We start from the raw sequence: 21,037 nt of genomic DNA, 5'->3' as shown, positions 1-21,037 counted from the left end.
CTACTGCTGCCCTTCGAGCCCGGCCGCGTCACCTTCTGGTAGGCGCAGCGACGTCGGGACGGCGCCCGTGAACTCGACGCCGTCGAGGCCGGTGGCTTCGGCGGCGTCGTCGGACTTCACGCCGGCGCGGATGAGGACACCCATGGCGTCGGCCTGCGCCTTCACCGCGGCCGGGTCGATGCCGTCCCCGGTCTCCGTGCTCTCGGTGCCGGGCGGGGGTGCGTCGGGGTCGGTGACCGTCAGCGCGTACTGCGCGTTGATCAGTACGACCTCGGCCTTCACCTCGTCGTCACCCCAGTCCGGGTGCAGCAACGTCACCTTCGTCTCGGTCGACGCAGCCCGCGCGATCTCGAGGGCCTGCACGGTCTGCGCGAGCTCGAGCATGCTGTCCTGCACGGTGTCGCTGAACGTGACCGTGACGGGCTGCACGACGATCCCCTGGGTGTTGAACACCGCCTGGTCGATCGAAAGCATCTTCTGCGCGAGGCGAGCCACGGCAGGCCGCTCGAGGCGGATCTTGCGGTCCCGTGTCAGGTACGAGCGACGCTCCCGAGCATGGACCTCGGTCGCCGTCATCGTGCCCGTGTCGGTCTCGCCCAGGGTCTGCGCCGAGTACCCCGCGGTCTGCACGATCCGCAGCGTCAGGTCCGCGCACGTGCGCAGGTGCTCGTCAACGCGAATCGAGAACTGCTGCGGGGTGATCTGGTCCTTGCCGTCCTCAGGGGTCGGCATCGCCAGGCCCTCGTACACCTCACGGTCGAGGTTGAACCCCGCGCCCTGCCCAGGCCCGGTGTTGGTCAGCATGTGCTGGGGCACGATGATCCGCGACTTGCCCAGGCGCACATCCCGCATGAGCGAGGAGTACGCTTCGTCGAGGGCATCCATGAGCTGCTCGACGCCGTCGAGGTCGGACCGGCCGAGGTACTGCCCGATCGGGTCGCGGCGCCACCGCCGCTGCGGGGTCTGGTTCGGGATGTACTCGACGCACAGGCCCGGGGTGCGACCGGCCACGAGCGCACCGGTCTCGTCGACCAGGGGTGCGAGGCCGGCGGTCGCGGCGTGGTCGGTCAGGGGGACGGCCATGCCGAGGTCTGCCGCGGTGCCCTGGTACAGGCCGTGGAGGATGAGACCGTGCCCGGTGGCGTCGAGCTCGTGCCGTTCGAGGTGCCGGTACACGGTCTGCCCGTCCGCGGACAGGACGTGCCAGAACGTGACCGCGACGAGGCGGCCCCACCGGAACTCGGGCAGGGCCGCGTCGGCGTCGACTGTCGTCAGGAACGGGCGGTCGAGGATGGTCTGGTCCCAGGTGACACGGTGGTACCGGCCCGATAAGGCGGCCCCGACCTCCGCGCCGGTGGCGAGGGTGCCGTGGAAACCGTCGTCGACGTACGTATTGAGGCGCTCCTGCGTCGCGCTCGCCGCACCATCCTGCCCGTCGGTGACGGTCAGGGTCGGGGGCTCGGCGTACAGCAGGTCCGCGGACGCCCGGCATAGGTCGGACGCGATCGGGACGTGCAGTTGGTCGGGGCGCTCCGTCGACGCGTCCACGGTCCGGCCCCACCAGAAGCGGCGCAGGAGCCCGCGCACGCCCCCCACGCGCGAGTTCGCGCCCTCGGTGGGGCCGTTGGTCGTCCGGCCGCCGTACGCCCGCGAGAGAGCCTCCGGGGTGCCTTCGTACCAGGCGGACCACGTCGCGATGTCCGGCATGATCTTCTCGAGCTGTCGCGGCGGCCAGGGGGTGCCGTTGGCGGGGAGCGGCATGCGTGGTGTCCTCCCTACGAGTCGGTGCCCTCACCAGGCGCGTTGTCCATGGCGGGGGCGATGGGGATGCGGGAACGCCAGTCCTGGCGGGTCGTGTAGATCGCGTACCGCAGCGCGTCGACCTCGTCGTCATCGGCCTTCACGGGTGCGGTTTCGCCGCGCGCGGTGGCCTTGTCGTCCCAGACGTACCCGGGGATGCGGTCGATGAGCTGGGTGCAGGTGTCGGCGACGACGAGGCGGTCGACGGCGAGGAGGGACGCGAGGGTCTGGATGCCGGGCAGGACGGCCTTGTGGGCGTTGCGGACGCCGGGCACGCCGTCGTGGAACAGCTGGTGCCGGAAGCTCGCGGCCGCACTGTCGACGGCGATCCACTCCGGGGCCCGCCACGCATCCATCGGACGCGACGCGAGCCACTCCCGCAGGTCTGTCGCGTGCTGCCCGACCGTCATGTGCCCGGGCCGCCACTCGTCCAGCACGTACAGGCGATCCTGCCCGTCCCTACCGGGGCGCGTGTCGGGTCCGATGCCGAGGAGGTACCCGCGGGTGGCGTGCTGGTCGCCGTAGTCCGCGCCCATCGCCAGGACCCGGTCCATGACGGGCAGGTCGGCGGCGGGGATGACCTGGCGTGCGGGGTCCCAGGTCTCGTACACGGCGCCGGCGGCCTGGACCCACTCACCGAGGATGAACCGCCGGTACCAGAGGCCGACGTACTCGCGGGTGATCTGGGCGACGTACGCGGGGTCGAGGTGGGTGTTGTCAGCGAGGCGGAACCGGAACACGAGGTAGCCGAGCTCGGTGGCGCGGTCGATGACTTGCCGCTTGAGCCAGTGCGCGGGCCCGTCCGGGTTGGTCGTGGCGAAGAGCCTGGCGCCGGGCACGCTCATGCGGCCGATGAGCTGGGTCCAGAACGCTTCGGCGACGAGGGTGGCCTCGTCGACGTACGCGCCGGCGACGGTCAGGCCGCGCAGGACGGCTTCGGCGCGGGAGTCGGACGCGCCAAGGACGTGCACGGTGCGCCCGAGGATCGTGCCCGTGGGTGCGCCGGCGGTGTAGGACACGTGCCGGGCGAGCATCCCGTACAGGGAGGGGTCCTTGAGGGGGCCGAAGACGTTGCGGGCGATGGACTCGCGGGTGCGGCCGATGACGACGAGCTCGCCGCCGCGGGGTGCATGGGAGACGAAGATCAGCCAGGCGAGGAGCGAGGCGATGGTCTTCCCGGAGCGGATGGACCCGGTCCATAGGTTGACGCGCGCGACGGCGCGAGCGATCGACCAGACCTGCCTGGGGGACAGGCCGGCGAGGACGGCGGTGATGACGGCCTGCGTGACGACGAGCGCGGTCATGTCGCGTCCTGCTCGGGCATCTGGTCCGCCGCGGCAGCGATCGCCGCGGCGATCCCGTCGAGCATGCTCACCGCCTCCGTGTGGCCGCCGTCGGCGTCGTGCACCGCGATCTTCAGCGACCGGTCGAGAGCTACGCCAGCGGCCTGGATGAGCTTGAGCTTGTCCGTCGGCGTCGGCTCGGCCGCGGTCATCTCGTCGAAGTCGTGGTCCTTGCCTCCCCAGTCCCAGTACCGGTGCGGCTGCCACAGCTGGGTGCGCAGGCGCTCGGCGTCACCGAGGAGCGCCACCTCGAGGGCGGCGCGCCGGCCCTTGGCGTCGGTGACGTTGGCTCGGGTGGCGGCGAGGGTGCGGGTGCGGTCGACCTGGATGTCGAGGCGTTGCATGCGGCGCCCGACGGCGGTCTTGGAACGGTCGAGGTCGTCCGCGATGTCGCGCACGGAGCGCCCGGCGGCGGCGAGGTCGCGCAACTGTTGGTCGTCGTCGGTAGTCCAGGGGCGGGCTGCGGGCACGTGGAATCACCTGCTCTCGCCGGGGTATCACAGCGCCGAGCGGGCTGGCTACTACTCGTCGATTCGACCTGCGACTAGCCGGCCGTCCATGTATCGCTCCCAGACAAGTCCGGCGAGGTCTCGGAAAAGCACGTAGGCCCCGTCCACGTCGATGCGGGATTCGGTCTCGGGATCTCGAGGCGGAAGGGTACCGGTGACAGCGGCACCCGGTCCGAGGAACGTGGCCGTCTTAGATACGTGTTTTGATCCGTCAGGATGGCGATAGCCAACGGTGACGTTGGTAATAGGGAGCTCCGAGTAGTTCTTGACTTCTATGTACTCTTCGATCATGTAGTACGAGGACGACTCAAAGAGCGTCGCGGCTCGGGTTTCGTAGTCGGCGCGAACCGATACCTTGCGCGCCTGCGCTTCGCGATCCCGCTTCGCTTCTGCCTGCTCGGCTTTTAGCTGTGCCGATCGGGCGATGTCGCGGTCCTTCTCAGCAGCCTTGCGGTCGACGCGTTCCCGGGAGGCGAGCCATACGGCGACGACCGCCGCAGCGGCTGAGCCGACGGCCCCGAGGATTTCGAACGCGTCGTGCCAGTTCTTGGCGTAGCCGTGGATCCACATCTCCCAGTTCATCACGATGGAGAGGGTACCGGTGGAGAACGACGAAGCCCCCGGAGCGGCGAGGCTCGACGGGGGCTTGGTGGGCATGGTGGTGGTGCGCACCACCTTACAAGCGAATCACATGGATGTCATTCGCTCTGGTGTCACGGCTTCATGACAAGCGAGAAGTCATGGAGCCGTGACACCGTTGGCCTCTAGTTGACGACGATGCCCGCCCGCTTCGTGTAGTCCGCCCAGTCGCGGTCACCGTCAACGAGACGCGCCAGCGCGGCCTGCCACCTCGTCGCCCTGTAGGCGAACTCGAACTTCTCGGGACGCGGCTTACCTGAGACGTAGTTCAGCGTGTCCCGGATCCCCATGGGGATCGATGCGCGCCCGCCGTCGACCGTGACCACGTGCTCGCGGTCGACCAGGACGCCACGCCAGAAGACGTCCACGAATTCGACGTGCGCAGCAGGGTCGGGAAAGTGCGCGTCGTGCCACAGCTGCGTAGCCTTCTTGATCTGGTCATAGCCCCGTGCGCGCAGGCCGTGCTGGATCGTGACGTCGATGTCGGAGCGGTAGACCATGAGTTCCTGGTGCTGTTCGACGGTGTCCTCGTCAATGTCGGGTGCGTCGGTGAAGTAGGGGCCGACGGTGACGTTGTGCCAGTCATCGATGGACGAGTTGATGATGGTGTCGCGTAGCTCGAGAAGGTTCATGGGCAGAATCTAGGCTCTGCCACCGACATCACGCTGCGACCCGATCGCGGAGCCGACCCGCGGCGACGAGCCGGGCCTCGATGTCGGAGACGCGGAACAGGCGCGCCCCGTCGGACTCGCGGCGTGACGCGGGGGCGATGTGGCCGCGGTGAACCCACACGTGCAGCAGGTCCGCCGACGTCGCGAACATCTCGGCGGCCTCGCGGGCGGTGACGAGCTGCACGCCGTGCTCGTCGACGAGGGGCTCGTCGCCGTCGGCGGGGACGAGCGGCGTCCACTGGGCGGGTGCCCACCGCACCGGGGTCCCGGTCGTCGCGGTGCAGGGGCGGCAGTGCAGGTCCGCGCTCTCGGGGTGGTCGGACCAGCCGGGTGCGAGCTCGAGGCGGTCCTCGCAGTGCGGGCAGACCAAGTTGCCGGGCGCCTTCGTCCACGGCTGCTCGTCGGGGCGTGCTTCGTCGAGGACGGCGCGTACGAGGCGCGGCCACCGGGTGAGCGCCTTCGCGGCGTCGATGACGTCCCAGTGGTCGCCGTGGCCGGCGTCGAGGGCGTGCGCGATGAGGACGGGCAGCCGGCTGACGGCGTCGAGGGTGTCGGCGTCCGAGCCGGCCCGGTACTTCGCGCGGCCGTGCAGGAGGAGCGTGAGGGCGTTCTCGTAGGTGCGGACGTCGGCGTGGACGTCGAAGAACACCGTGGCGGCGGGCGTGTTCCAGGGGATGCGGTGCACGTCGGGGCGCGACGTCGGGCCGTCAGGTCGGTCGGCGTTCGACAGTGCGCCGACGAGGTGGGCGAGGCGGGGCAGGAGCTGGGTGAGCTCGCGGGCGGTGGTGTAGAGGGGCTCGACGTCGATCACGGGGGTCCTCCGGGCGGTGGTGCGGGCGGGGCGGCTGGGGGTTGCGCGGCGGGGCCCGTTGTCCAAGGTTGTGGGCGGAACCTTGAACAACGGGCTGGGTGGTCAAGGTTGCGGGCGTGGCTTGGTGGCGCATTGGCGGCATCGAGCGGTTCGCAAAGCGGGTTGACAGCCCTGGGAGACTCCGGGCATGAACGATGAACGGGACGAAGACCTGATCGCGCCGGACATGAAGGGTGTCGGTGGCGAGATGGTCGTGCAGGGGCTGATTGCTCTCGGTTTCGGCGTACCAGGTCCGCTGGCGTTTGTGACGGCATTCGCACCGCTTGCAGCTCGCGCTCTTGGTGCGTCGGTGCTGGAGATCACTCGGCCCCGTGCGCGCAGGGTGGGGGCGATGCTCGAGGCCGCAACAACGGAAGCAGGAGGGGTCGAGGCGCTTGCCTCGTTGATATCTGTGTCCGAGGAGGCGCAAGAGCTGGCGTACGAGACGGCAGAGGCGGCTACTCGGTCACGGGTCCCAGAGGCCGTTGTCGTGATGGGTCGTGCTCTCGTCCAGGGGCTACTTGCCGATGGGACGAAGATCGAAGAGTCTCGGCATCTGATCGATGCGCTCGCAAGTCTCACTCCGCCGCATGCCCGCATACTTGAAGTCCTGGGTGCGATGGACGAGGTCGCGACCGTGGATGCCCTTGCTGATCGGGTCGGGGAGTGGCGCCAGATTCTCCCCCGTCTGCTCGCGGGCCTTGAGAGTGAAGGCCTTGCTAGGCAGGCGACCGCAACTGGTGGGACCACTTGGGGGGATCTCAAGGATGGTCGTGCGGAGGAGTGGCAGTTGACGGCGTTTGGGCGTCGAGCTTTGGCGATGCTCCAGGAGGTCGGCTCGGCTCCTGAGTAGTGGATCACGAGGTCTCGCCGCCCTCGCACCCGCACGTCGCGGTGCGCCGGTCGCCGTGCTCCCTGTCGGGCCCGAGCGGCCGGTTCACGTCGCACTGCCGGATCAGGGCGCCCAGACGGTCGATGTCGGCGCGCACGCTCGAGCTCATCGGACGCCGCGCGAGGGCCGCTTGGGCTCGGGCGAGGGTCTCGCGCAGCATCTTCACGCCGCCGGACGGGACCGTGAGCACGGACAAGTCTGTCCCGGATTCCGGGTGAGCTGCGAGCGCGACCTCGTCGAGCCAGTGACGCCCATCGCGCGCAGACCACACGTCCGCGAGCTCGGCCAGCGCGCCCCGGAACCCCGCATCCACCTCACCGCCGCCACCATGCGCGGACCGGTCCAGGGACGTCCCGGCCGCGGCCTCCTCGGCGTGCTTGGTGGCGTGGCTGATTTGGTCGTGGGTGGTCTGCAGGCAGGTCTGGCAGTGGAGGGTGCCCTTGCCGACGGTGAGGAAGTGGGTGCCGCGGTACTCGATCGTGCGGCCGGTGTCGACGGTCATGCTGCGAGTCCTTCCGTGGAGGTCCAGGCGATCTTGGTCATGGCGTCGAGGTGTGCCTTGGGGAGGCCGTTGATGCCGCCGGCTTCGATGGGGTGGCCGAGGGATCGGGCGCCCATGGCGGCGAGGATGAGGGCGTCGGCTTCGTCGTTGCCGGTGACGTCGATGTCGGGGTAGCGGCGGACGACGGCGGCGAGAACGGCGTCTTTCGCGGCGTTGCCCTTGCCGGTGGCGTACTTGGCGCGTGAGCTGGGCGGGACGATCACGACGGGGTAGTCGTTGGCGATGAGGCGGTTGACGACGAGCCACCAGAGGCCGGAGCGGTCGTGGGTGTGGGGGCTTCGGCTGGCGAGGGCGGGGCCTTCGATGACGACGAGGTCGGTGTCGGCTGCGACCCATCCGTGGATGGCGTCGACGATGTGGTTGAGGCGTGCGGTGCGGGCGCGGATGGTGTCGCCGGAGGGCTTGGTGGTGATGCGGTCGACGGCGGCGTAGGGGACGCCGTTGGCGGTGCCGGTGGAGGCGATGCCGGTGGACGTCAGGGAGAGGTCGAGGCCGACGACGCGGGGCGTGGTCATGTGGTGCTCCTTCGGGGTCAGAACGGTGGTGGGCCGTCGTAGCGGGGTGAGGGTCGGAGGGCGGGGAGGGGTTGTGTGGCGAGTGGGGGTCGGCAGGTGTGGGCGATGACGACGGTGACGTGGGTGGCGGGTGGGTGGTGGCCGAGGATGCGGAGGCCGGGGAGGTGGCGGGGGGTGAGGTGGTAGCGGCCGGGTGTGCCCCAGAGCTGGTAGGTGGCGACCGCGAGGATGAGGGCGGCGGCTTCTTGGAGGGGTGTGGCGGCGTAGGGGTCGACGGTGGCGGTGTCGGCGATGAGGGGGGCGTCGTATCCGGTGAGGGTCCAGGCGCGGCACGAGCTGCAGGGGCGGGGGATGGCGCGTCCGCCGGCGAGGGTTGCGGTGGCCCCGGTGCGGGTTTCGAACGCGATCACCCATGCGGGCGTGGAAGGGTCGCGGCGGGTCGCGGGGGTGGGGTTGTCGAGGTCGAAGAGGGCGGTCATCGGGGGCCGTCCATGACGCTTCGGCGGTTTTGGGGGTAAGCCGCTCTAGGCGCGCATGTGCGCGGGTGTAGAGCACTCACTACAGAAGTTGCGTCATATGCGTCATGGGGGGCGTTGACCTGCGCAAACGCTGATCCCGAAGTGTCATTCGATGCGTCATGGATCGGGGTAGATGCGTCATGCATGGGGCTCACCACCCCTCCGGGTTGAACCAGGTGGCCGCTGTTGGCCCGTCCGATGACGCTTCTGATGACGCATCTGATGACGCTTCGACGAGGCGGATTCCGGCGAGGTAGCGGGCACTCATGGACCGCTCAGACAGGACTCCGAATTGGGACTTGAGCGCGAGCGTGAAGGACCGGGCGGGCACGGGCTCGACGCCCTCGTCGAGGCACCAGCGCTCGTACGCGGCCCGAACCTCGGAGGAGCGGACCTTCATGTGCTGGGCGTTCGGGTCGCCGATCTCGGCGCAGTCCTCGACGAAGCTCGCGACGGTGTTCTGCCCGGTCTCGTACGCGGTGGTCGCTGCTCGCACGGACTCGGGGACGGCCAGGCCGCGGGCGAAGTAGTCGGCGGCTCCACGCAGGCACCACGCGAGGATCGCGGGGCCCTCCTCGGCGATGAGGCGTTCCTCGAGGTCCTTGATGCGCTTGTCCTCGGGGACCGTGTGGACGAACGGGATCATGATCACGCGTCGCCAGAACGCGAGGCCGCCGACGCGGACCTGCGGCTGGTGGTTGGCGAGGAGCCACAGGGTGTGTGTGGGGGTGAAGTCGAACCAGTCGCGGTTCATGAAACGGGCGCTGATCGTGTCCTTGCCGGACAGCTGCTTGATCCTCGCCTCGTCGAAGCGTTGCCCGTCGTCGAGCTCGCTGGTGACGGTCAGACGCTGACCGGATAGGCGTGCGAGCTCGGCGGGGTGGCCGTGGTTCTTAGTGGCGAGGAGCATCTCGGCGGGGGCGGAGGCGGCGTACCCGCCGTTGCCGAGTCCGACGATGTGCTGGACGACGGACAGCATGGTGGTCTTGCCGTTCGCGCCGGCGCCGAAGGCGAAGAAGAAGACCTGCTCGAGGACTTGGCCGACGAGGGACAGGCCGAGGGCGCGGGCGATGAACGCGATCATCTCGGGGTCGCCGGCGAAGGTGTCGGCGAGGAACCGGTCCCACAGGGGGTGGGGTGCGGTGAAGTCGGGGGCGACGGTGGTGGCGCGGGTGTGGAGGCGGTCGGGGTCCGGTGGGGACAGTGTCCCGGTGCGGAGGTTGACGATGCCGTGGGGGGTGTTGAGCTCGTAGGGGTGGGCGTCGAGGCGGTCGATGGGTGCGACGACGCGGGCGTCGGACTGGGCGAGGCGGACGACGCCGGAGACGCCGGAGGCTGAGAGAGCGCTGTTGGTGTACCGGGTCCAGCCTTCGCCGATGGGCAGGCGGCGGGCGATCTCGCGGGTGTGCTCGCGGATGAGTTCGCGGTCGTCGGTTTCCCAGCGGTGCCCGTTCCAGGTGAGCCAGGAGCCGCGGCCGGCGCAGTACCGGACGTCGTGGGCGTGGGCGTCGACGAGGAGGAGTGCGGTGTTGTCCTGGTTGGGCTCGGCGTCGCGCGGTGTGGGGTCGGGCACGGCGCGCAACTGCGGTGCTGGCGTGGGGGTGGGCTGCAGGGCGGTGGCGCCGTGCGTACCGAGGATGTCGTCGAAGTCGCGCCCGGGGCCGTGCGGGACGGGGCGCAGGCGGGTGGCCTGCTCGCCGAACCCGGTGCGCCGCAGCTCGCGGGCCGCGGCGGCGTGGTCCCCGCCGTGCTCGAGGAGGGCGTAGGCGCCGAGCTTGGTGTACGGGACCTCCTGCTCGAAGTCGGTGCTTGAGGAGAAGACGAAGAGGCGGTCGCGGTCGTCGGCGTGCCCGGTCGACGCGGACCAGAGGCCGGTGGTCTTCCCGGGGCGCCGCCAGTACCTGGTGCGTCCGCGGGCGGCGACGAGGGTCCAGCCGTGGGGCAGGAGGATGTCGGCCCAGTCGGTCCGGGTCTCGTAGTCGTCGCCGGGGGTGACACCGTCAGCGGGGTCGCGCAGGGCGCTCTCGGCGCGGGCCGGGATCTGGGGGGCGGGGGCCTCGTCGAGGGTGCGCACGAGCGTGAGGAACGCTTCGAGCTCGTCGACGGTCAGGACGGGCGCGGTGGCAGGCCCGCCGGCGAGGCGCACCCAGGGGAGTCCGGAGGGGTGGTGCGTGCCGGGCGTCGGCGCGACGACGACGTACCCACCTTCGCCGCGGGTCTCGGCGAGGACCTGGACGCGGGCGCCGGGGGCCGCCGCGAGCTCGTCGGGCGTGCTCGGGCGGCGGGCGAGCTTCTGGTTGCCGAGGACGGGCTGGTGGGACTCGACGCGGACGTGGAAGTGGAACCCGCCGGAGGGCGACTGCTCGAGCCACCCGGTGGTGATGCGTGCCCAGAGGTCGCTGAGGCCGGTGTCGTGCGCGAGGGCGGCGAGGTCGGGCAGGGACGCGGCGGCGCGGCCCTCGAGCTCGATGAGGACGGCGTTGCCGGAGACGTGTCCCTGGACGGCGGCGAGCCCGTTGGTGGTGTCGGTGAACCAGGCGCGGACCTGGTTTTCGGTGGCACGGTCGGTGATGTACGGCTTCCAGGGGATGGTGGGGGCCTTGGAGCCGTCGGGGCGGATGGGCAGGACGGAGTACCCGTGAGCGTGGAGGTCGAGGGCTGTGGTGAGGATGTCCGGGCCGGTCATGGTGTGCGGTGCCTCCGTGCTGCTGGTCTGTGGGTGCTGCTGCTGCTGGTGGTCCCCGCGCCCGTCTCGAACGGGCTGCACGCCTGCGTGGGCGGGGTGCCTGGTGTCAGGCGGCGGTGCGCAGGATCGCGACGACGTCGGTTCCGAGGCCGGTGGCGCCCGCGATCGTGGCGTCGTCGATGCCGAGCGCGATGAGCTGCCGGGCCTTCGCTGCGGCGTCCTCACCGGTCGGCGCAGCGGGCGCCGGTGCTGCCACCGGGGCCGGGGCGGCGGCGACCGGGTCTTCGACGGGCGCCGGGGTCGTGGGTGCGGGGGCCGTCGTGCCGAGGAAGCCGCCCGTCTGCGCCGCACGGTCCGGTGCCGCATACTGCGCGCCCCAGAGCTTGCGGTCGGAGAACCCACGGGTCTTCGACGGCTCCGTGCCGATCAGGGACACCGTCAGCGCCCCGCCCGGTTCGATGCCCTTCGCACCGGCGTCCTGCACGGCGGCGCGGACGGCGTCGTGCAGGGACTTCGACCCGAACGCCTTGGAGCCCTTCACGTAGACGGCGCGGACCCCCTCGTCGTCCTCGCTGATGCGCTCGTCGGTCTGCAGGGCGACGACGAGCTGCATGCGCGGGTCGCCGTTGTCCCAGGTGAGGAGCTCACCGGTCGCGATGTCGGTCTGCTGGCGGACCTCGGTCGAGACGATGGTGCCGGTGATGGTGGTGCCGATCGGGTCGTTCTTCCCGAAGGCGGACTTCCCGGAGGAGCCGCCGAGGAGGAACTCGTCTGCGGAAGGCGTGGTGGTGGTCATGGTCTTCTCCTTGGTGTCGGAACTGCGGTTGGTGGTGCTCAGCCCAGGAGGTCGCTGAACGCGGCCTGTGGGGAGTTGGTGTGCCCGGGGGCGGTCAGGTGCGCGCCGTCGGGGAAGCGGGCGCAGTCGTAGCAGCGCGCGTCGCGGGGCAGCTGCGTGATCCACGCGTCCCGCGCCGCCGTCGAGATGGACTCGAGCGCCGCGAGGTTCGTGTGGAGGCGCTCGGCGCGCGCCAGAGCCTGCTCGGCGCGCGCCCGGTCGTGCGGGGCATGCCACCACACGGCCTGGTCGAGGGAGACCGCGTTCCTCGGGAGGTACGCGATCGCGACGTGGTCGACCCTGACGCCGGCGTCGTTCCACCCCTTGGCGTACAGGTCGGCCTGCACCCGGTACACCGGAGACGGGCCGGCCTTCGCGGCCTTGAGGGTGGAGGAGCCGACGACCTTCCAATCGACCGTCATCCCGACGGCGGTGTCGAGGAGGTCGGTCGACCCCCAGATCTCCCGGCCACCGATGTGCCCGACCATGACGCGCTCCTCGGTGACCCACCGGAACCCCACATGCTCACGGCGGTTCCGGTCGAGCTCGTGGGCGATGAACGCGTCCTCGAGCCAGGCGTGGGTCGCGGTCCCGATCGTGGGCAGCCACGGGATGCCGTCCCGGGTCTGCTCCCACCCGGCGAGCTTCGCGGCGAGGCAGTGCTCGCACGGCGTCCCGATCTCCGAAGGCCCGATGGTGCGCTGCAGCGACCGGGGGTGGTGGGTGATGGCGTGCTCGATGACGTCGCGCAACTCACCGAGCGCCGGGGCGGGGTCCCCGCCCTGGTAGCGGACCCGCCCCTCGGGGTCGAGGCCCTGCGGGCGTGCGTCGGGACGGTGAGTGACGGACACGGACAGGGCGCTCACGCGGCGACCTCCTGCAGGAGGCCGAGCGTGGTGAGGAGGTCGCGGGCGTCGTCGGTGCTGGTCGCACGCGCGCAGACCTGCAGGGTGGCTGCGTGGACGACGTCGGGCGTGAGGGCTTGGAGCGGGCCGTCGACGACGTTCGCGCTGGTGAACCCGGCGGGGGAGGGCTCGAGGCGCCCGGTGCCGGTGGTGGTCACAGGATCACGACCGTGGGGGCGCCGGCGTCGTAGAACTCGGCGAGAGCGATGGGGGCGAGGTGTGCCTTCACGGCTGCCGTGGAGATGCGCGGCTCGTACAGGTCGGGGTGCTGCACCACCGGGTACGCGGTGGCGAGTCGGGTCGTGTTCAGTCGGCGGGTGCCGGACTTGACCTGCACCTTGTGCTCGCCGACCGGGGTCGTCGTGCCCGGGGCGAACCGGCGGGCGAGGATCGCCTTGATCGTGTCGCGGCGTTCGGCGATGTGCTCGAGCTCGGCGCCGAGCTTCGTGTACTCGGTGACGAGCTGCTCGAGCGCGACGACGTCGTCGGCTTCGGCGTCGGACGGGGCCGGGGGAGGGGTGGGCTTCGCGGTCATGATGCTGCTCCTTCGAGGGTGCTGGTGCGCTGGGACTTCGTGATGGACTGGGTGATGCGGGTGACGTCCTTGCGGCCCGCGCGGACCGCGGCCTGGTTGATGGCCCCGATCGACACGCCGAGGCGTTGCGCGGCGCGCAGCGGGTACTCGTCGGCGTTGATGAGCAACATGAACTCGTCGAGGTCGACCCGTGGCTTCGGGGCGCCCGGGCGGCGCTTGTCACGCTTGCGGTCGTAGCACCGCTTGCATGCGCCGGCGTGAGCTGGGGCTGGGTCCGCGGTGCACCCTGGGGTCTTGCACTCGCCGGGGCGCCACCCCGGTGCGGGTAGCGCGGTCGCGTCGTCGAGAAGCTCGTCGTCCCACGCCGCGGGCGGTGCGTACCCCGTGGCGAGTGCCCGCCTGCGAGTCAGGTCGCCCGGACCGAGGCTGCCCGCGAGCGACTGGTAGGCGCGGACGATCGAGTCGTGCGTCTCGCGTGCGATCCAATCGCCCTGCTGGTGCAGGATGATCGCGCTGCGGGGCGTCTGGCCCGCGTACCCGGCTGCGGCGGTGATGTCGACGTGGCGCCACCCAGCGGCGAGCAGCGCCCGTATGCGTCGGCGCGCCCCGAGGTTCGGGACGAACGCTGCCGGGTTGGACCGGGTGAGCGCCTGTGCGGGCCGGACGGCCAGGAGCTGGAGGGCGACACTCGCGTTCACCCTGACGGTGCCCCCCTTCGCGATCCGGTGGATCGTGGCCTTCGCGATCCGGGACGCATCGGCGATCGCCTGGTATGACAGGCCGCACCGGTGGAGCGTGTCGAGGTGCTCACGCACGGGGTCGGCGGGGACGGTACGGGTGATGCCGCGGGACCGGTCGAGGAGGTACCGCTTGCGGTACTGCGACGTCTGGGTGCTCACACTCACCACCCCCGCACGGTCAGTAGCCGGCCGATGAGGGCGCCGCCAGCGACGACGAGCCCGGGCCCAGCGATGAGGTGCCCACCCGACAGGCGGGGCGCCGTCCACGCGACGGCGAGGCCGGCGAGCATGAGGACGAGCGCGACCGTGAAGACGAGGACGATGCCGAGCGGGGACGCCGCAGGGGAGGGCTCGCCGGTGGGCCAGTATTCAACCGGGACGTCCAGGTCGACGGGCTCGTGTGCGGCGAACACCACGCGGAGGCCCGCGATCGTGAGCTCGTCCACGCAGTCGTCGCACACGCCGTGGTCGAGGACCTCGACGACGACGTCGCACCGGTCGCAGACCTGCTCGTCGTGCCGGTCCTGCTGCAGCTGCAGGCGGAAGTCGTGCGCCGTCATCGGACGCCCCTTCCAGTACGGAGCGCGATCTGCTCGCGAGCCGCGTGGCGCAGGTCCGCGGCCACGTCGATGTCGCCCTGGTGGCCGTGCTCGACCGCGTCGAGGGCGGCATCTGCTGCCGAGAACTCGAACGGGAAGCCGTGCCAGCCCGAATCGGTCGAGGCGCCGCAGCCGCACGCCCACGTCCAGTCGTCGGCCGACTCGGTGAGCCCGACCACGACATGGCAGACCGGGGCGCGGCCGTCGCGGTGCGCCTGACGGTGCAGGGGCGCCTCGACCTGCTGCAGGTGCGACTTCGCAGTCGGGTCGGCCGTCCACACGCAGTGCTCGCACGACGCGCGGTACAGCAAGCCCTTGGTGCCGGTCGGGTCGACGGGGGCAATCGCGACCTTCGGGCGGGTGACCCTGGCGTGCGTGGACCAGCCACACCGTCGGCACTCAGTCCGGTCAGGTCCCTGACCGCCGAGCCCGACGATGCTCGACCGGGTCTCGGGGAAGCTGCAGGTCGGGCAGGTGATGTCGCGCACGACGAACAGGGGGCCTGCGGCCACCTCGGCCGCATTCGCGACGGGACCTTCGGTCGAGCTCTTCCAGGTGTGGGCTGCGGCGACCGCGGCCTCGTAGTGCGAGGCGATGTCCCGCCCGGTCTCGACGGCGTGGACATAGGCGGCCAGGGCGCGGGCAGCGGACTCTGCGGCCCGTGACGCGGCGGCGATGCTGGTGGTCATCAGGAGGCCGCCTTCCGGTTCAGGACCCGACGCTCGGCGGAGGACTCCCAGGCGTTGCGCAGGCACCGCACACGGGCTGCGACGCCCGGCTTGTGGCGGCGGCCGCGCAGCTCCTCGTCCTGGCCGGTAGCGGCGAGGTCGTACGCACGGACCTCGCCTGCCATGTTCACCGGGCCCCGGTGGCGGGCCGTCGTTTTGGTGCTCATCAGGCCACCGCCAGCTCGTAGGCGTAGAAGTTGTCGAGGTCCGCGTAGTACGCGGCCAGGTCGTAGACGCCGGGGCGGGTCTGGTAGTCGGTGATGCGGGGGTGACGCATGGGATGATTCCTCTCGTTGGTTGGTGAAGCCCCGTCGGCTCGGAAGGTTTGGCGGGGCTTCGTCGTGCTCGGGGTCAAGACGCGATCGCGCGACCCCAGTGCTCGCGCTGTGCGCGGATCCGCCGCTCCAACTCTTCGAGCGGTGGACCGCCGGCCCTGTGGGCTCGGCGTGCGGCTTCCTCGACGGGGAGGGAGTCGCGTAGACGGCAGCCCTCGGCGACCGCTTCGGCGGCCCGCGTCAGGGCCTCCTCGCGCGGCACGTACAGGGGGGCCGTCGTCAGGCTCATCAGGCAGCGCTCTTGTGCGTCGCTGCAGTACCGGAACCCTGGTGTGCGCGTCCAGCATTGCTGGAGGTTCCAACCAGGAAAAGGTCGTCCACGCCGACGCCGAAGTGCTTCGCAATGCGAAGGGCGGGCTCTGCCTCGAGCGTCCTCACCTCGCCGCGCAGCAGGCGCTGCATGTACGTGTGCGACCTGTACCCGGCGACCCGGGCGAGCTCGCGACCGCTGATGTCCCCCTGGATGACCATCAGCTTCTTCAGCTGCTTCAGGTCCTTGAGGATCATCCAAACCTCCGTAGGTCTGATCGGGGTGGCGGTTGCCAGTGCCATGAGACTACATCCTTCCAGTAGTGGTGTCCAGGAATGATGGAGACTGTAGCACTCCTGGTGTCCACCTGCGCAAGAGGCAATCTCGAACATGCATGGGCGGACCTGCGCGGATGCCGGGCGTTATGTTGGTGTTGACCGCTAGATTTGGTGTCCACGGTTCCTGTAGAGCCGGTGTCCAGCGCGCAGCGACCGCGACCGAATCAGTGGAAGAGTCCCGATCCATGACGAACCCGAACGCCCTGCGAGACTTGATCGAAGACACCATGGCTCGCAACGGCTGGACCCAGCCCGACGTCGTGAAGCGCGCCCGTGCGGCCGGTCATCAGCTCTCCGAGCAGAACATGTCCCGGATCAAGTCGGGCCCCGTCGTGAACCTGGTCGCCAAGCAGACCCGAGCGCTCGCCGCAGGGCTCGGGCTTCCCGTCGGCGTCGTGATTGACGCGAACCTTCAGGCGATGGGGTTCGACGTCGAGAGCCCGGCATCGGTCGATGTGACCGAGGCGGTGATGCGCGACCCGAACCTCGCCGCGCGCGATCGCCGGCTGCTGCTCGCCGTCGTGCGGGAGCTCGTCGCGGAGGAAGGTGAATCGAACGTCGTCAGCATGTCGAACAAGCGTTCGACCGAGATGCCCGCTACGTTGCAGGACAGGTACGACCAGGTGCACGACGAGCTCGACAGTGGCGCCCTCGACGCCGAGCCGTTCGCGGCCGGCACGGGCGACGAGCGCGACGTCGAGCAGCCCGGTCCGGAGGGCGACGACGAGGGCAGGTGACGGCTTGGACTTTAGGCGGATGGTCGACTACGCCGAGGGGGAGGGACTCCTCATCGCGTCCCGGTCGATCGGCCGCCACCACGGCCGCTACCTGCACAACAAGAACCTGATTCTCCTGTCCAACCGCATCACCGGACCTCAGACGATCAGCATCCTCGCGCACGAGCTCGGGCACTGGCACTACAGCGACGCCGACCCCGAAGGCATCCACACCCGCGACGTCGAGGAACGCGCCTGGCGGTGGGCCGCCCGCCTCCTCGTGGGCCCCGGCCAGTACGCTGCCGCCGAGCATGCAGTCGGGCCACACCTCGGCGCGATCGCCCGCGAACTCGGAGTCACCCGACAGCTCCTCGAAGCTTGGTCCCCGCACGCCGCACCGCACGCCGCACCGCACACCACCCGGAGAACCGCATGAAGAAGCTCATAGTCGCGACCCTCGGAGCCGCGGTGCTCATCCTTGCCGGATGTGCGACCGTCGGCGGACCCGAGATCGCGCCATCGCCGACACCCACGAAGACACAACCGACCGCAACGGTGACCACGCAAGCGGCCGAATTCGTGACGATCGAGTGCAGCAACTCGGACTACACGGCGACCCAGAAGTTCGCCGTCGAACGCACGGACACGCCACCCAACTTCGCCGCGATCTGGTCAGGCGACAACACCTCCTGCAACGTGTGGGACGACGTGAAGGCCACCACCGACATCGAGCTCGACGCGCGCCTCATCGCCGGAAGCGCAACCGTCGACACCCTCTACGCGCTCTGCGCGGCCGTCGACCCGACCGACACGTATTTCAACGGCACGCACGTCGCGTCAGAAGCGCAGATTCCGGAGATCAAAGCGACGCTCAAGCTCTGCCCGGAGCACCCTCTCGCCGCCCAACTGCAGGCCACTCTCGACCGAACCACAACGGCGGCAGCCGCACCCCCGCCGCCAGCACCCGTGTGGGAACGGTATGGCCCCGTCCCGTCGAACCTCCTGGATCTGGGCGACGACTACTACCTCGGCATGGGCGCCTCGATCTGCGCCGACGTCCAGGCGGGCAAGATCGAGACCGGCTTCCTTCACGGATACCTCACCGGCGGAAATCTCCCCGAGTACGTGAAGCCTCAGGCCGCGAACGTCCGGATGGCGGCACGCTCGATCGAGTTGACCTGCCCAGAGTCCATGGATCAGTTCGTGACGCTCCTGGACCAATACGACGCGGCGCACGGACCGTACTGATGACGGCTCGCCGTCGCCTCGCGCAAGTCCCCGACGTCCCGCCGCGCGCGGTCCTGTACCTACGGCAGTCGACCTACCGTGAGGAGTCGATCAGCCTCGAGCTGCAGGAGACTGCGGGCCGGGACTACTGCGCGCGCATGGGCTACACCGTCGTCGCCGTCGAAGCCGACCCCGGCATCTCCGGGCGCACCTGGGCCCGGCCCGCCGTCCAGCGCGTCATGGCGATGGTCGAGGGCGCCGAGGCCGACGTCGTCGTCCTGTGGCGCTGGTCCCGCCTGTCCCGCTCCCGCAAGGACTGGGCCGTCGCCGCAGACCGCGTCGACGTCGCCGGCGGGCGCATCGAGTCCGCAACCGAACCCAACGACCCCACCGCCGCGGGCCGGTTCGCACGCGGCGTCATGACCGAGCTCGCCGCGTTCGAGTCCGAACGCATCAGCGAGCAGTGGAAGGAAGTCCACGCGAACAGGGTCGCCCGCGGCCTGCCGCCCGGGGGCCGGCTCCCGTGGGGCTGGACCTGGCACGATGGCGCCGTCGTGCCCGACCCGGACAAGGCCCCCATCATCGTCGAGGCCTACCGACGCTTCCTCGCCGGGGCCGGGATCCGCGACCTCACCCGGTGGCTCAACGGCTCCGGAGCCCGCCCCGAGCGCGCCCAGGAGTGGGACAACCAGACCATCACGCAGTGCCTCGACTCTCCGATCCACGCCGGCCTCGTCGTGTACCAGGGCAAGACCCACCCCGGCGCGCACGAGGGCCTCGTCGACGTCGCCACGTGGGAGGCGTACCGGCGCGAGCGCGAGCATCGTGCGGGGGAGCGGGAGGTCAAGCGCCGCTACCTCCTGACCGGCATCGCGACGTGCCCTTGCGGTGAGCGCATGGCCGGCTTCACCGTGAACCACGCCGCTAGGAAGCGGGCGCCCTTCACCGGGTACCGGTGCCGCACTCTCGGCAAGACCGACGGCCACGGGTCCTGGTCGATCGTCGCCCGTGCCCTCGACGACGCCGTCCGCGCCTTCCTCGAGCAGGTCGCGGCCGACGTCGATAACCGCGCCCCGAGGCAGGCGTCCGTGCAGGTTGACGCCCGCCTCGAAGCGCAGCGCATCGCGAGGGAGATCACCTCGCTCGACCGCCACCTCGGCGCCCTCACCGGGCACCTCGCATCTGGTCTCGTCCCCGAGGCGGCATACGTCGTGACCCGCGACGAGATCATGGGCCGCCGCGCACACCTCGAGGCCGGGCTCGCCGCCGCCGAGCGGTACGTCGTCGCGATCCCCACCGACCCATCTGCGATCGCGCGCGGTCTCCTGGCCGACTGGGACACGCTGCCCGTCGAGTCCTGCCGTGCCGCCCTACGGGCCCTCGTGCGGCGCGTCGACGTCGACTACGAGACCCGCTCCGGGCGCGTCGTCCCGGTCTGGGAGGCTGTACCCCCGACCGTGTAACGGACGTGACCCGCGAGCACCTCGCGGTGAACATCCGCAAGCACGTCGTGCGTGCTTCGCACCTGGACCACCTGGTGCGGCTGGGGTCACTGACCCCGCACGCAGCGGCCTTCCTTCATGCCGCGGTCCAGGCCGGCCTCAACCTCCTCGTCGCGGGGGCGACCCAGGCGGGCAAGACGACCATGCTCAACGCTCTCGCCGGATCGATCCCGTCCCAGGACCGGGTCGTCACGTGCGAGGAGGTGTTCGAGCTGCGGTTCGCGGTGCGGGACATCGTCTCGATGCAGTGCCGTCAGCCGAGCCTCGAGGGGACCGGTGAGATCCCGCTGCGCAGGCTCGTCAAGGAGGCCCTGCGCATGCGTCCCGACCGCATCGTGATCGGGGAGGTGCGCGAGGCGGAGAGCTTCGACCTGCTGATCGCCCTGAACGCGGGGGTTCCTGGGATGTGCACGATTCATGCGAACTCGGCGAGGGAAGCGATCTCGAAGATGTGCACGCTGCCCCTGCTCGCCGGTGAGAACGTGTCGGACCAGTTGGGCAAGTATTGCCTACGCGCGGGAAGCCGCTAGGTGTTGGCGTCCTACATACGCCAGACTTGCCCCCAGCGAGAGTGGTGGTCGATGGGGTCCAACGAGGACGCCTTGGGGACGGGAGTGCAGCGCCATGGTTGATGTCTTTAGGGAATCGGTGAGCGTTAAGTTTCCAAAAAATGCTCCGACTTGGAAGAGTTTCGACGTCACTTCGGCGCGCATGGTTAAGGCGCTGAGGGGACTTCCGGGCAAGGTGAAGGTAGACGACGTAACAATTCGCGCCACCACTGGAACCGAAATCGAACGCAAGACAGCACGTGAGGGTGATAAGTTTCTGCGTGAGCACGACTTGAAAGTGCGGGAATTCACGCAGTTCATTATCTCGTCACCCAACGGCGAAGTCCCCATCAGGTGGAACGAGGTCGATGCGCGAGTTGCCATTAGCACGATGCTCTACTCGCCGGGTTCTGTAGAGATTTCGATCTCGGCCACTAGCAAGGTCACGTGCGATGGATTGGCCGCGGCAGCGAGGTCGTTTGCAAAGAAAGTGGCCGAGGATCCTCAGGGTATTCTGTCTGCGAGCCCGCCTTCTGGGAGTGACAACAGTTCAGCAAGGACTGCCACCATTGAGTCCGTCAGCCTTGGTGGTGTAACTATCGCTGCGGCAACTGGAACTACACCTAGCGCTTCACCTGCTGCGGCTACTTCACCTGCTGCGGCCGCAAACGAAACCGACGCAAGTCTCCCCAAGTGGAAGCGGTTCTGGGAAAAGTATTTGACTGGAATCCTAATCACAGTTGTTGGAACAGTAGTCGCGGCCTTCATCGTTGCGTGGCTCAAAATCGCCTAAT

25 protein-coding genes and 1 pseudogene are annotated in these 21,037 nt (G+C 69.8%); 7 read left to right on the top strand and 19 right to left on the bottom strand.

The window, feature by feature from the left end:
- The 6 genes from ACFWGN_RS20845 to ACFWGN_RS20820 form a co-directional block, all read right to left on the bottom strand.
- Window positions 1-1,761, bottom strand: coding sequence for a phage portal protein (locus tag ACFWGN_RS20845; protein ID WP_377619619.1), 1,761 nt, complete (start codon window positions 1,759-1,761; stop codon window positions 1-3).
- 14 nt (window positions 1,762-1,775) lie between these two features.
- Complete coding sequence (locus tag ACFWGN_RS20840) at window positions 1,776-3,104, bottom strand: PBSX family phage terminase large subunit (protein WP_377619617.1); 1,329 nt, start codon at window positions 3,102-3,104, stop codon at window positions 1,776-1,778.
- Entirely contained in the window at window positions 3,101-3,613 is a 513-nt protein-coding gene (locus ACFWGN_RS20835) for a hypothetical protein (RefSeq protein WP_377619616.1), read from the bottom strand. The genes ACFWGN_RS20840 and ACFWGN_RS20835 overlap by 4 nt, the downstream gene beginning before the upstream one ends.
- A gap of 51 nt (window positions 3,614-3,664) precedes the next feature.
- Window positions 3,665-4,327 (bottom strand): hypothetical protein, encoded by a 663-nt coding sequence (locus ACFWGN_RS20830; protein WP_377619614.1) that lies wholly within the window; start codon window positions 4,325-4,327, stop codon window positions 3,665-3,667.
- 89 nt (window positions 4,328-4,416) lie between these two features.
- Window positions 4,417-4,923, bottom strand: coding sequence for a hypothetical protein (locus ACFWGN_RS20825; RefSeq protein ID WP_377619613.1), 507 nt, complete (start codon window positions 4,921-4,923; stop codon window positions 4,417-4,419).
- A 28-nt stretch (window positions 4,924-4,951) separates the two neighbouring features.
- Window positions 4,952-5,773 (bottom strand): helix-turn-helix domain-containing protein, encoded by an 822-nt coding sequence (locus tag ACFWGN_RS20820; protein WP_377619612.1) that lies wholly within the window; start codon window positions 5,771-5,773, stop codon window positions 4,952-4,954.
- 187 nt (window positions 5,774-5,960) lie between these two features.
- Here ACFWGN_RS20820 and ACFWGN_RS20815 point away from each other — a divergent pair, with 187 nt between their 5' ends.
- Entirely contained in the window at window positions 5,961-6,665 is a 705-nt protein-coding gene (locus ACFWGN_RS20815) for a hypothetical protein (protein ID WP_377619610.1), read from the top strand.
- Between the two features lie 4 nt (window positions 6,666-6,669).
- Here ACFWGN_RS20815 and ACFWGN_RS20810 read toward each other — a convergent pair whose 3' ends face one another.
- The 13 genes from ACFWGN_RS20810 to ACFWGN_RS20750 all read right to left on the bottom strand — a co-directional run bounded on the left by ACFWGN_RS20810 (window position 6,670) and on the right by ACFWGN_RS20750 (window position 16,214).
- Window positions 6,670-7,206, bottom strand: a complete 537-nt coding sequence (locus ACFWGN_RS20810) for a hypothetical protein (RefSeq protein ID WP_377619608.1) — start codon at window positions 7,204-7,206, stop codon at window positions 6,670-6,672.
- Window positions 7,203-7,781, bottom strand: a complete 579-nt coding sequence (locus tag ACFWGN_RS20805) for a hypothetical protein (RefSeq protein WP_377619607.1) — start codon at window positions 7,779-7,781, stop codon at window positions 7,203-7,205. Before ACFWGN_RS20805 ends, ACFWGN_RS20810 begins: the two co-directional genes overlap by 4 nt.
- Before the next feature lie 17 nt (window positions 7,782-7,798).
- Complete coding sequence (locus ACFWGN_RS20800; RefSeq protein WP_377619605.1) at window positions 7,799-8,260, bottom strand: hypothetical protein; 462 nt, start codon at window positions 8,258-8,260, stop codon at window positions 7,799-7,801.
- 190 nt (window positions 8,261-8,450) lie between these two features.
- Window positions 8,451-10,985 carry a phage/plasmid primase, P4 family gene (locus tag ACFWGN_RS20795; protein WP_377619603.1) on the bottom strand — a complete coding sequence of 845 codons (2,535 nt, stop codon included), beginning with the start codon at window positions 10,983-10,985 and terminating at the stop codon, window positions 8,451-8,453.
- Between the two features lie 106 nt (window positions 10,986-11,091).
- The gene (locus ACFWGN_RS20790) at window positions 11,092-11,781 is read right to left on the bottom strand and encodes a hypothetical protein (RefSeq protein WP_377619601.1); all 690 of its coding nucleotides are present in this window, start codon (window positions 11,779-11,781) and stop codon (window positions 11,092-11,094) included.
- A 38-nt stretch (window positions 11,782-11,819) separates the two neighbouring features.
- Window positions 11,820-12,686, bottom strand: a complete 867-nt coding sequence (locus tag ACFWGN_RS20785) for a PD-(D/E)XK nuclease family protein (RefSeq protein ID WP_377619599.1) — start codon at window positions 12,684-12,686, stop codon at window positions 11,820-11,822.
- A complete protein-coding gene (locus tag ACFWGN_RS20780; RefSeq protein WP_377619597.1) occupies window positions 12,683-12,883 on the bottom strand; it encodes a hypothetical protein in 201 nt (66 codons plus the stop codon). Before ACFWGN_RS20780 ends, ACFWGN_RS20785 begins: the two co-directional genes overlap by 4 nt.
- Window positions 12,880-13,260 carry a hypothetical protein gene (locus tag ACFWGN_RS20775; RefSeq protein WP_377619595.1) on the bottom strand — a complete coding sequence of 127 codons (381 nt, stop codon included), beginning with the start codon at window positions 13,258-13,260 and terminating at the stop codon, window positions 12,880-12,882. Before ACFWGN_RS20775 ends, ACFWGN_RS20780 begins: the two co-directional genes overlap by 4 nt.
- On the bottom strand, window positions 13,257-14,159 hold the full coding sequence (locus ACFWGN_RS20770) for a hypothetical protein (protein ID WP_377619593.1): 903 nt from the start codon (window positions 14,157-14,159) through the stop codon (window positions 13,257-13,259). Before ACFWGN_RS20770 ends, ACFWGN_RS20775 begins: the two co-directional genes overlap by 4 nt.
- A 2-nt stretch (window positions 14,160-14,161) precedes the next feature.
- The gene (locus tag ACFWGN_RS20765; RefSeq protein ID WP_377619591.1) at window positions 14,162-14,560 is read right to left on the bottom strand and encodes a hypothetical protein; all 399 of its coding nucleotides are present in this window, start codon (window positions 14,558-14,560) and stop codon (window positions 14,162-14,164) included.
- Entirely contained in the window at window positions 14,557-15,288 is a 732-nt protein-coding gene (locus tag ACFWGN_RS20760) for a hypothetical protein (RefSeq protein ID WP_377619589.1), read from the bottom strand. Before ACFWGN_RS20760 ends, ACFWGN_RS20765 begins: the two co-directional genes overlap by 4 nt.
- Entirely contained in the window at window positions 15,288-15,494 is a 207-nt protein-coding gene (locus ACFWGN_RS20755; protein WP_377619587.1) for a hypothetical protein, read from the bottom strand. Before ACFWGN_RS20755 ends, ACFWGN_RS20760 begins: the two co-directional genes overlap by 1 nt.
- A gap of 396 nt (window positions 15,495-15,890) precedes the next feature.
- Window positions 15,891-16,214: a helix-turn-helix domain-containing protein gene (locus ACFWGN_RS20750; RefSeq protein WP_377619585.1), complete on the bottom strand. Its 324-nt coding sequence runs from the start codon at window positions 16,212-16,214 to the stop codon at window positions 15,891-15,893.
- A 221-nt stretch (window positions 16,215-16,435) separates the two neighbouring features.
- Here ACFWGN_RS20750 and ACFWGN_RS20745 point away from each other — a divergent pair, with 221 nt between their 5' ends.
- The 6 genes and pseudogenes from ACFWGN_RS20745 to ACFWGN_RS20720 all read left to right on the top strand — a co-directional run bounded on the left by ACFWGN_RS20745 (window position 16,436) and on the right by ACFWGN_RS20720 (window position 21,036).
- A complete protein-coding gene (locus ACFWGN_RS20745; RefSeq protein WP_377619583.1) occupies window positions 16,436-16,987 on the top strand; it encodes a hypothetical protein in 552 nt (183 codons plus the stop codon).
- 19 nt (window positions 16,988-17,006) lie between these two features.
- Complete coding sequence (locus ACFWGN_RS20740; RefSeq protein ID WP_377619581.1) at window positions 17,007-17,402, top strand: ImmA/IrrE family metallo-endopeptidase; 396 nt, start codon at window positions 17,007-17,009, stop codon at window positions 17,400-17,402.
- Window positions 17,399-18,214, top strand: a complete 816-nt coding sequence (locus tag ACFWGN_RS20735; protein WP_377619580.1) for a hypothetical protein — start codon at window positions 17,399-17,401, stop codon at window positions 18,212-18,214. Before ACFWGN_RS20740 ends, ACFWGN_RS20735 begins: the two co-directional genes overlap by 4 nt.
- Window positions 18,214-19,656, top strand: a complete 1,443-nt coding sequence (locus tag ACFWGN_RS20730) for a recombinase family protein (protein ID WP_377619579.1) — start codon at window positions 18,214-18,216, stop codon at window positions 19,654-19,656. The genes ACFWGN_RS20735 and ACFWGN_RS20730 overlap by 1 nt, the downstream gene beginning before the upstream one ends.
- Window positions 19,653-20,183: pseudogene (locus ACFWGN_RS20725) on the top strand (CpaF family protein); the annotation flags it as partial. The gene ACFWGN_RS20730 and the pseudogene ACFWGN_RS20725, both read left to right, overlap by 4 nt.
- Window positions 20,184-20,319: 136 nt before the next feature.
- Complete coding sequence (locus tag ACFWGN_RS20720) at window positions 20,320-21,036, top strand: hypothetical protein (protein WP_377619577.1); 717 nt, start codon at window positions 20,320-20,322, stop codon at window positions 21,034-21,036.
- The last annotated feature ends 1 nt before the right edge of the window (window position 21,037 follow it).

This window comes from Oerskovia sp. NPDC060338 (genome assembly GCF_042726295.1).
Lineage (GTDB): Bacteria > Actinomycetota > Actinomycetes > Actinomycetales > Cellulomonadaceae > Oerskovia > Oerskovia merdavium.
This window is presented reverse-complemented; position numbering and strand designations above follow the sequence as displayed.

Coding starts and splice junctions, on each gene's coding strand:
- ACFWGN_RS20765 (WP_377619591.1), bottom strand. CDS start 14,560: ATGACGGCGCACGACTTCCGCCTGCAGCTGCAGCAGGACCGGCACGAC.
- ACFWGN_RS20750 (WP_377619585.1), bottom strand. CDS start 16,214: ATGGCACTGGCAACCGCCACCCCGATCAGACCTACGGAGGTTTGGATG.
- ACFWGN_RS20720 (WP_377619577.1), top strand. CDS start 20,320: ATGGTTGATGTCTTTAGGGAATCGGTGAGCGTTAAGTTTCCAAAAAAT.
- ACFWGN_RS20735 (WP_377619580.1), top strand. CDS start 17,399: ATGAAGAAGCTCATAGTCGCGACCCTCGGAGCCGCGGTGCTCATCCTT.
- ACFWGN_RS20825 (WP_377619613.1), bottom strand. CDS start 4,923: ATGAACCTTCTCGAGCTACGCGACACCATCATCAACTCGTCCATCGAT.
- ACFWGN_RS20730 (WP_377619579.1), top strand. CDS start 18,214: ATGACGGCTCGCCGTCGCCTCGCGCAAGTCCCCGACGTCCCGCCGCGC.
- ACFWGN_RS20845 (WP_377619619.1), bottom strand. CDS start 1,761: ATGCCGCTCCCCGCCAACGGCACCCCCTGGCCGCCGCGACAGCTCGAG.
- ACFWGN_RS20740 (WP_377619581.1), top strand. CDS start 17,007: ATGGTCGACTACGCCGAGGGGGAGGGACTCCTCATCGCGTCCCGGTCG.
- ACFWGN_RS20745 (WP_377619583.1), top strand. CDS start 16,436: ATGACGAACCCGAACGCCCTGCGAGACTTGATCGAAGACACCATGGCT.
- ACFWGN_RS20805 (WP_377619607.1), bottom strand. CDS start 7,781: ATGACCACGCCCCGCGTCGTCGGCCTCGACCTCTCCCTGACGTCCACC.
- ACFWGN_RS20755 (WP_377619587.1), bottom strand. CDS start 15,494: ATGAGCACCAAAACGACGGCCCGCCACCGGGGCCCGGTGAACATGGCA.
- ACFWGN_RS20760 (WP_377619589.1), bottom strand. CDS start 15,288: ATGACCACCAGCATCGCCGCCGCGTCACGGGCCGCAGAGTCCGCTGCC.
- ACFWGN_RS20815 (WP_377619610.1), top strand. CDS start 5,961: ATGAACGATGAACGGGACGAAGACCTGATCGCGCCGGACATGAAGGGT.
- ACFWGN_RS20790 (WP_377619601.1), bottom strand. CDS start 11,781: ATGACCACCACCACGCCTTCCGCAGACGAGTTCCTCCTCGGCGGCTCC.
- ACFWGN_RS20775 (WP_377619595.1), bottom strand. CDS start 13,260: ATGACCGCGAAGCCCACCCCTCCCCCGGCCCCGTCCGACGCCGAAGCC.
- ACFWGN_RS20810 (WP_377619608.1), bottom strand. CDS start 7,206: ATGACCGTCGACACCGGCCGCACGATCGAGTACCGCGGCACCCACTTC.
- ACFWGN_RS20840 (WP_377619617.1), bottom strand. CDS start 3,104: ATGACCGCGCTCGTCGTCACGCAGGCCGTCATCACCGCCGTCCTCGCC.
- ACFWGN_RS20800 (WP_377619605.1), bottom strand. CDS start 8,260: ATGACCGCCCTCTTCGACCTCGACAACCCCACCCCCGCGACCCGCCGC.
- ACFWGN_RS20795 (WP_377619603.1), bottom strand. CDS start 10,985: ATGACCGGCCCGGACATCCTCACCACAGCCCTCGACCTCCACGCTCAC.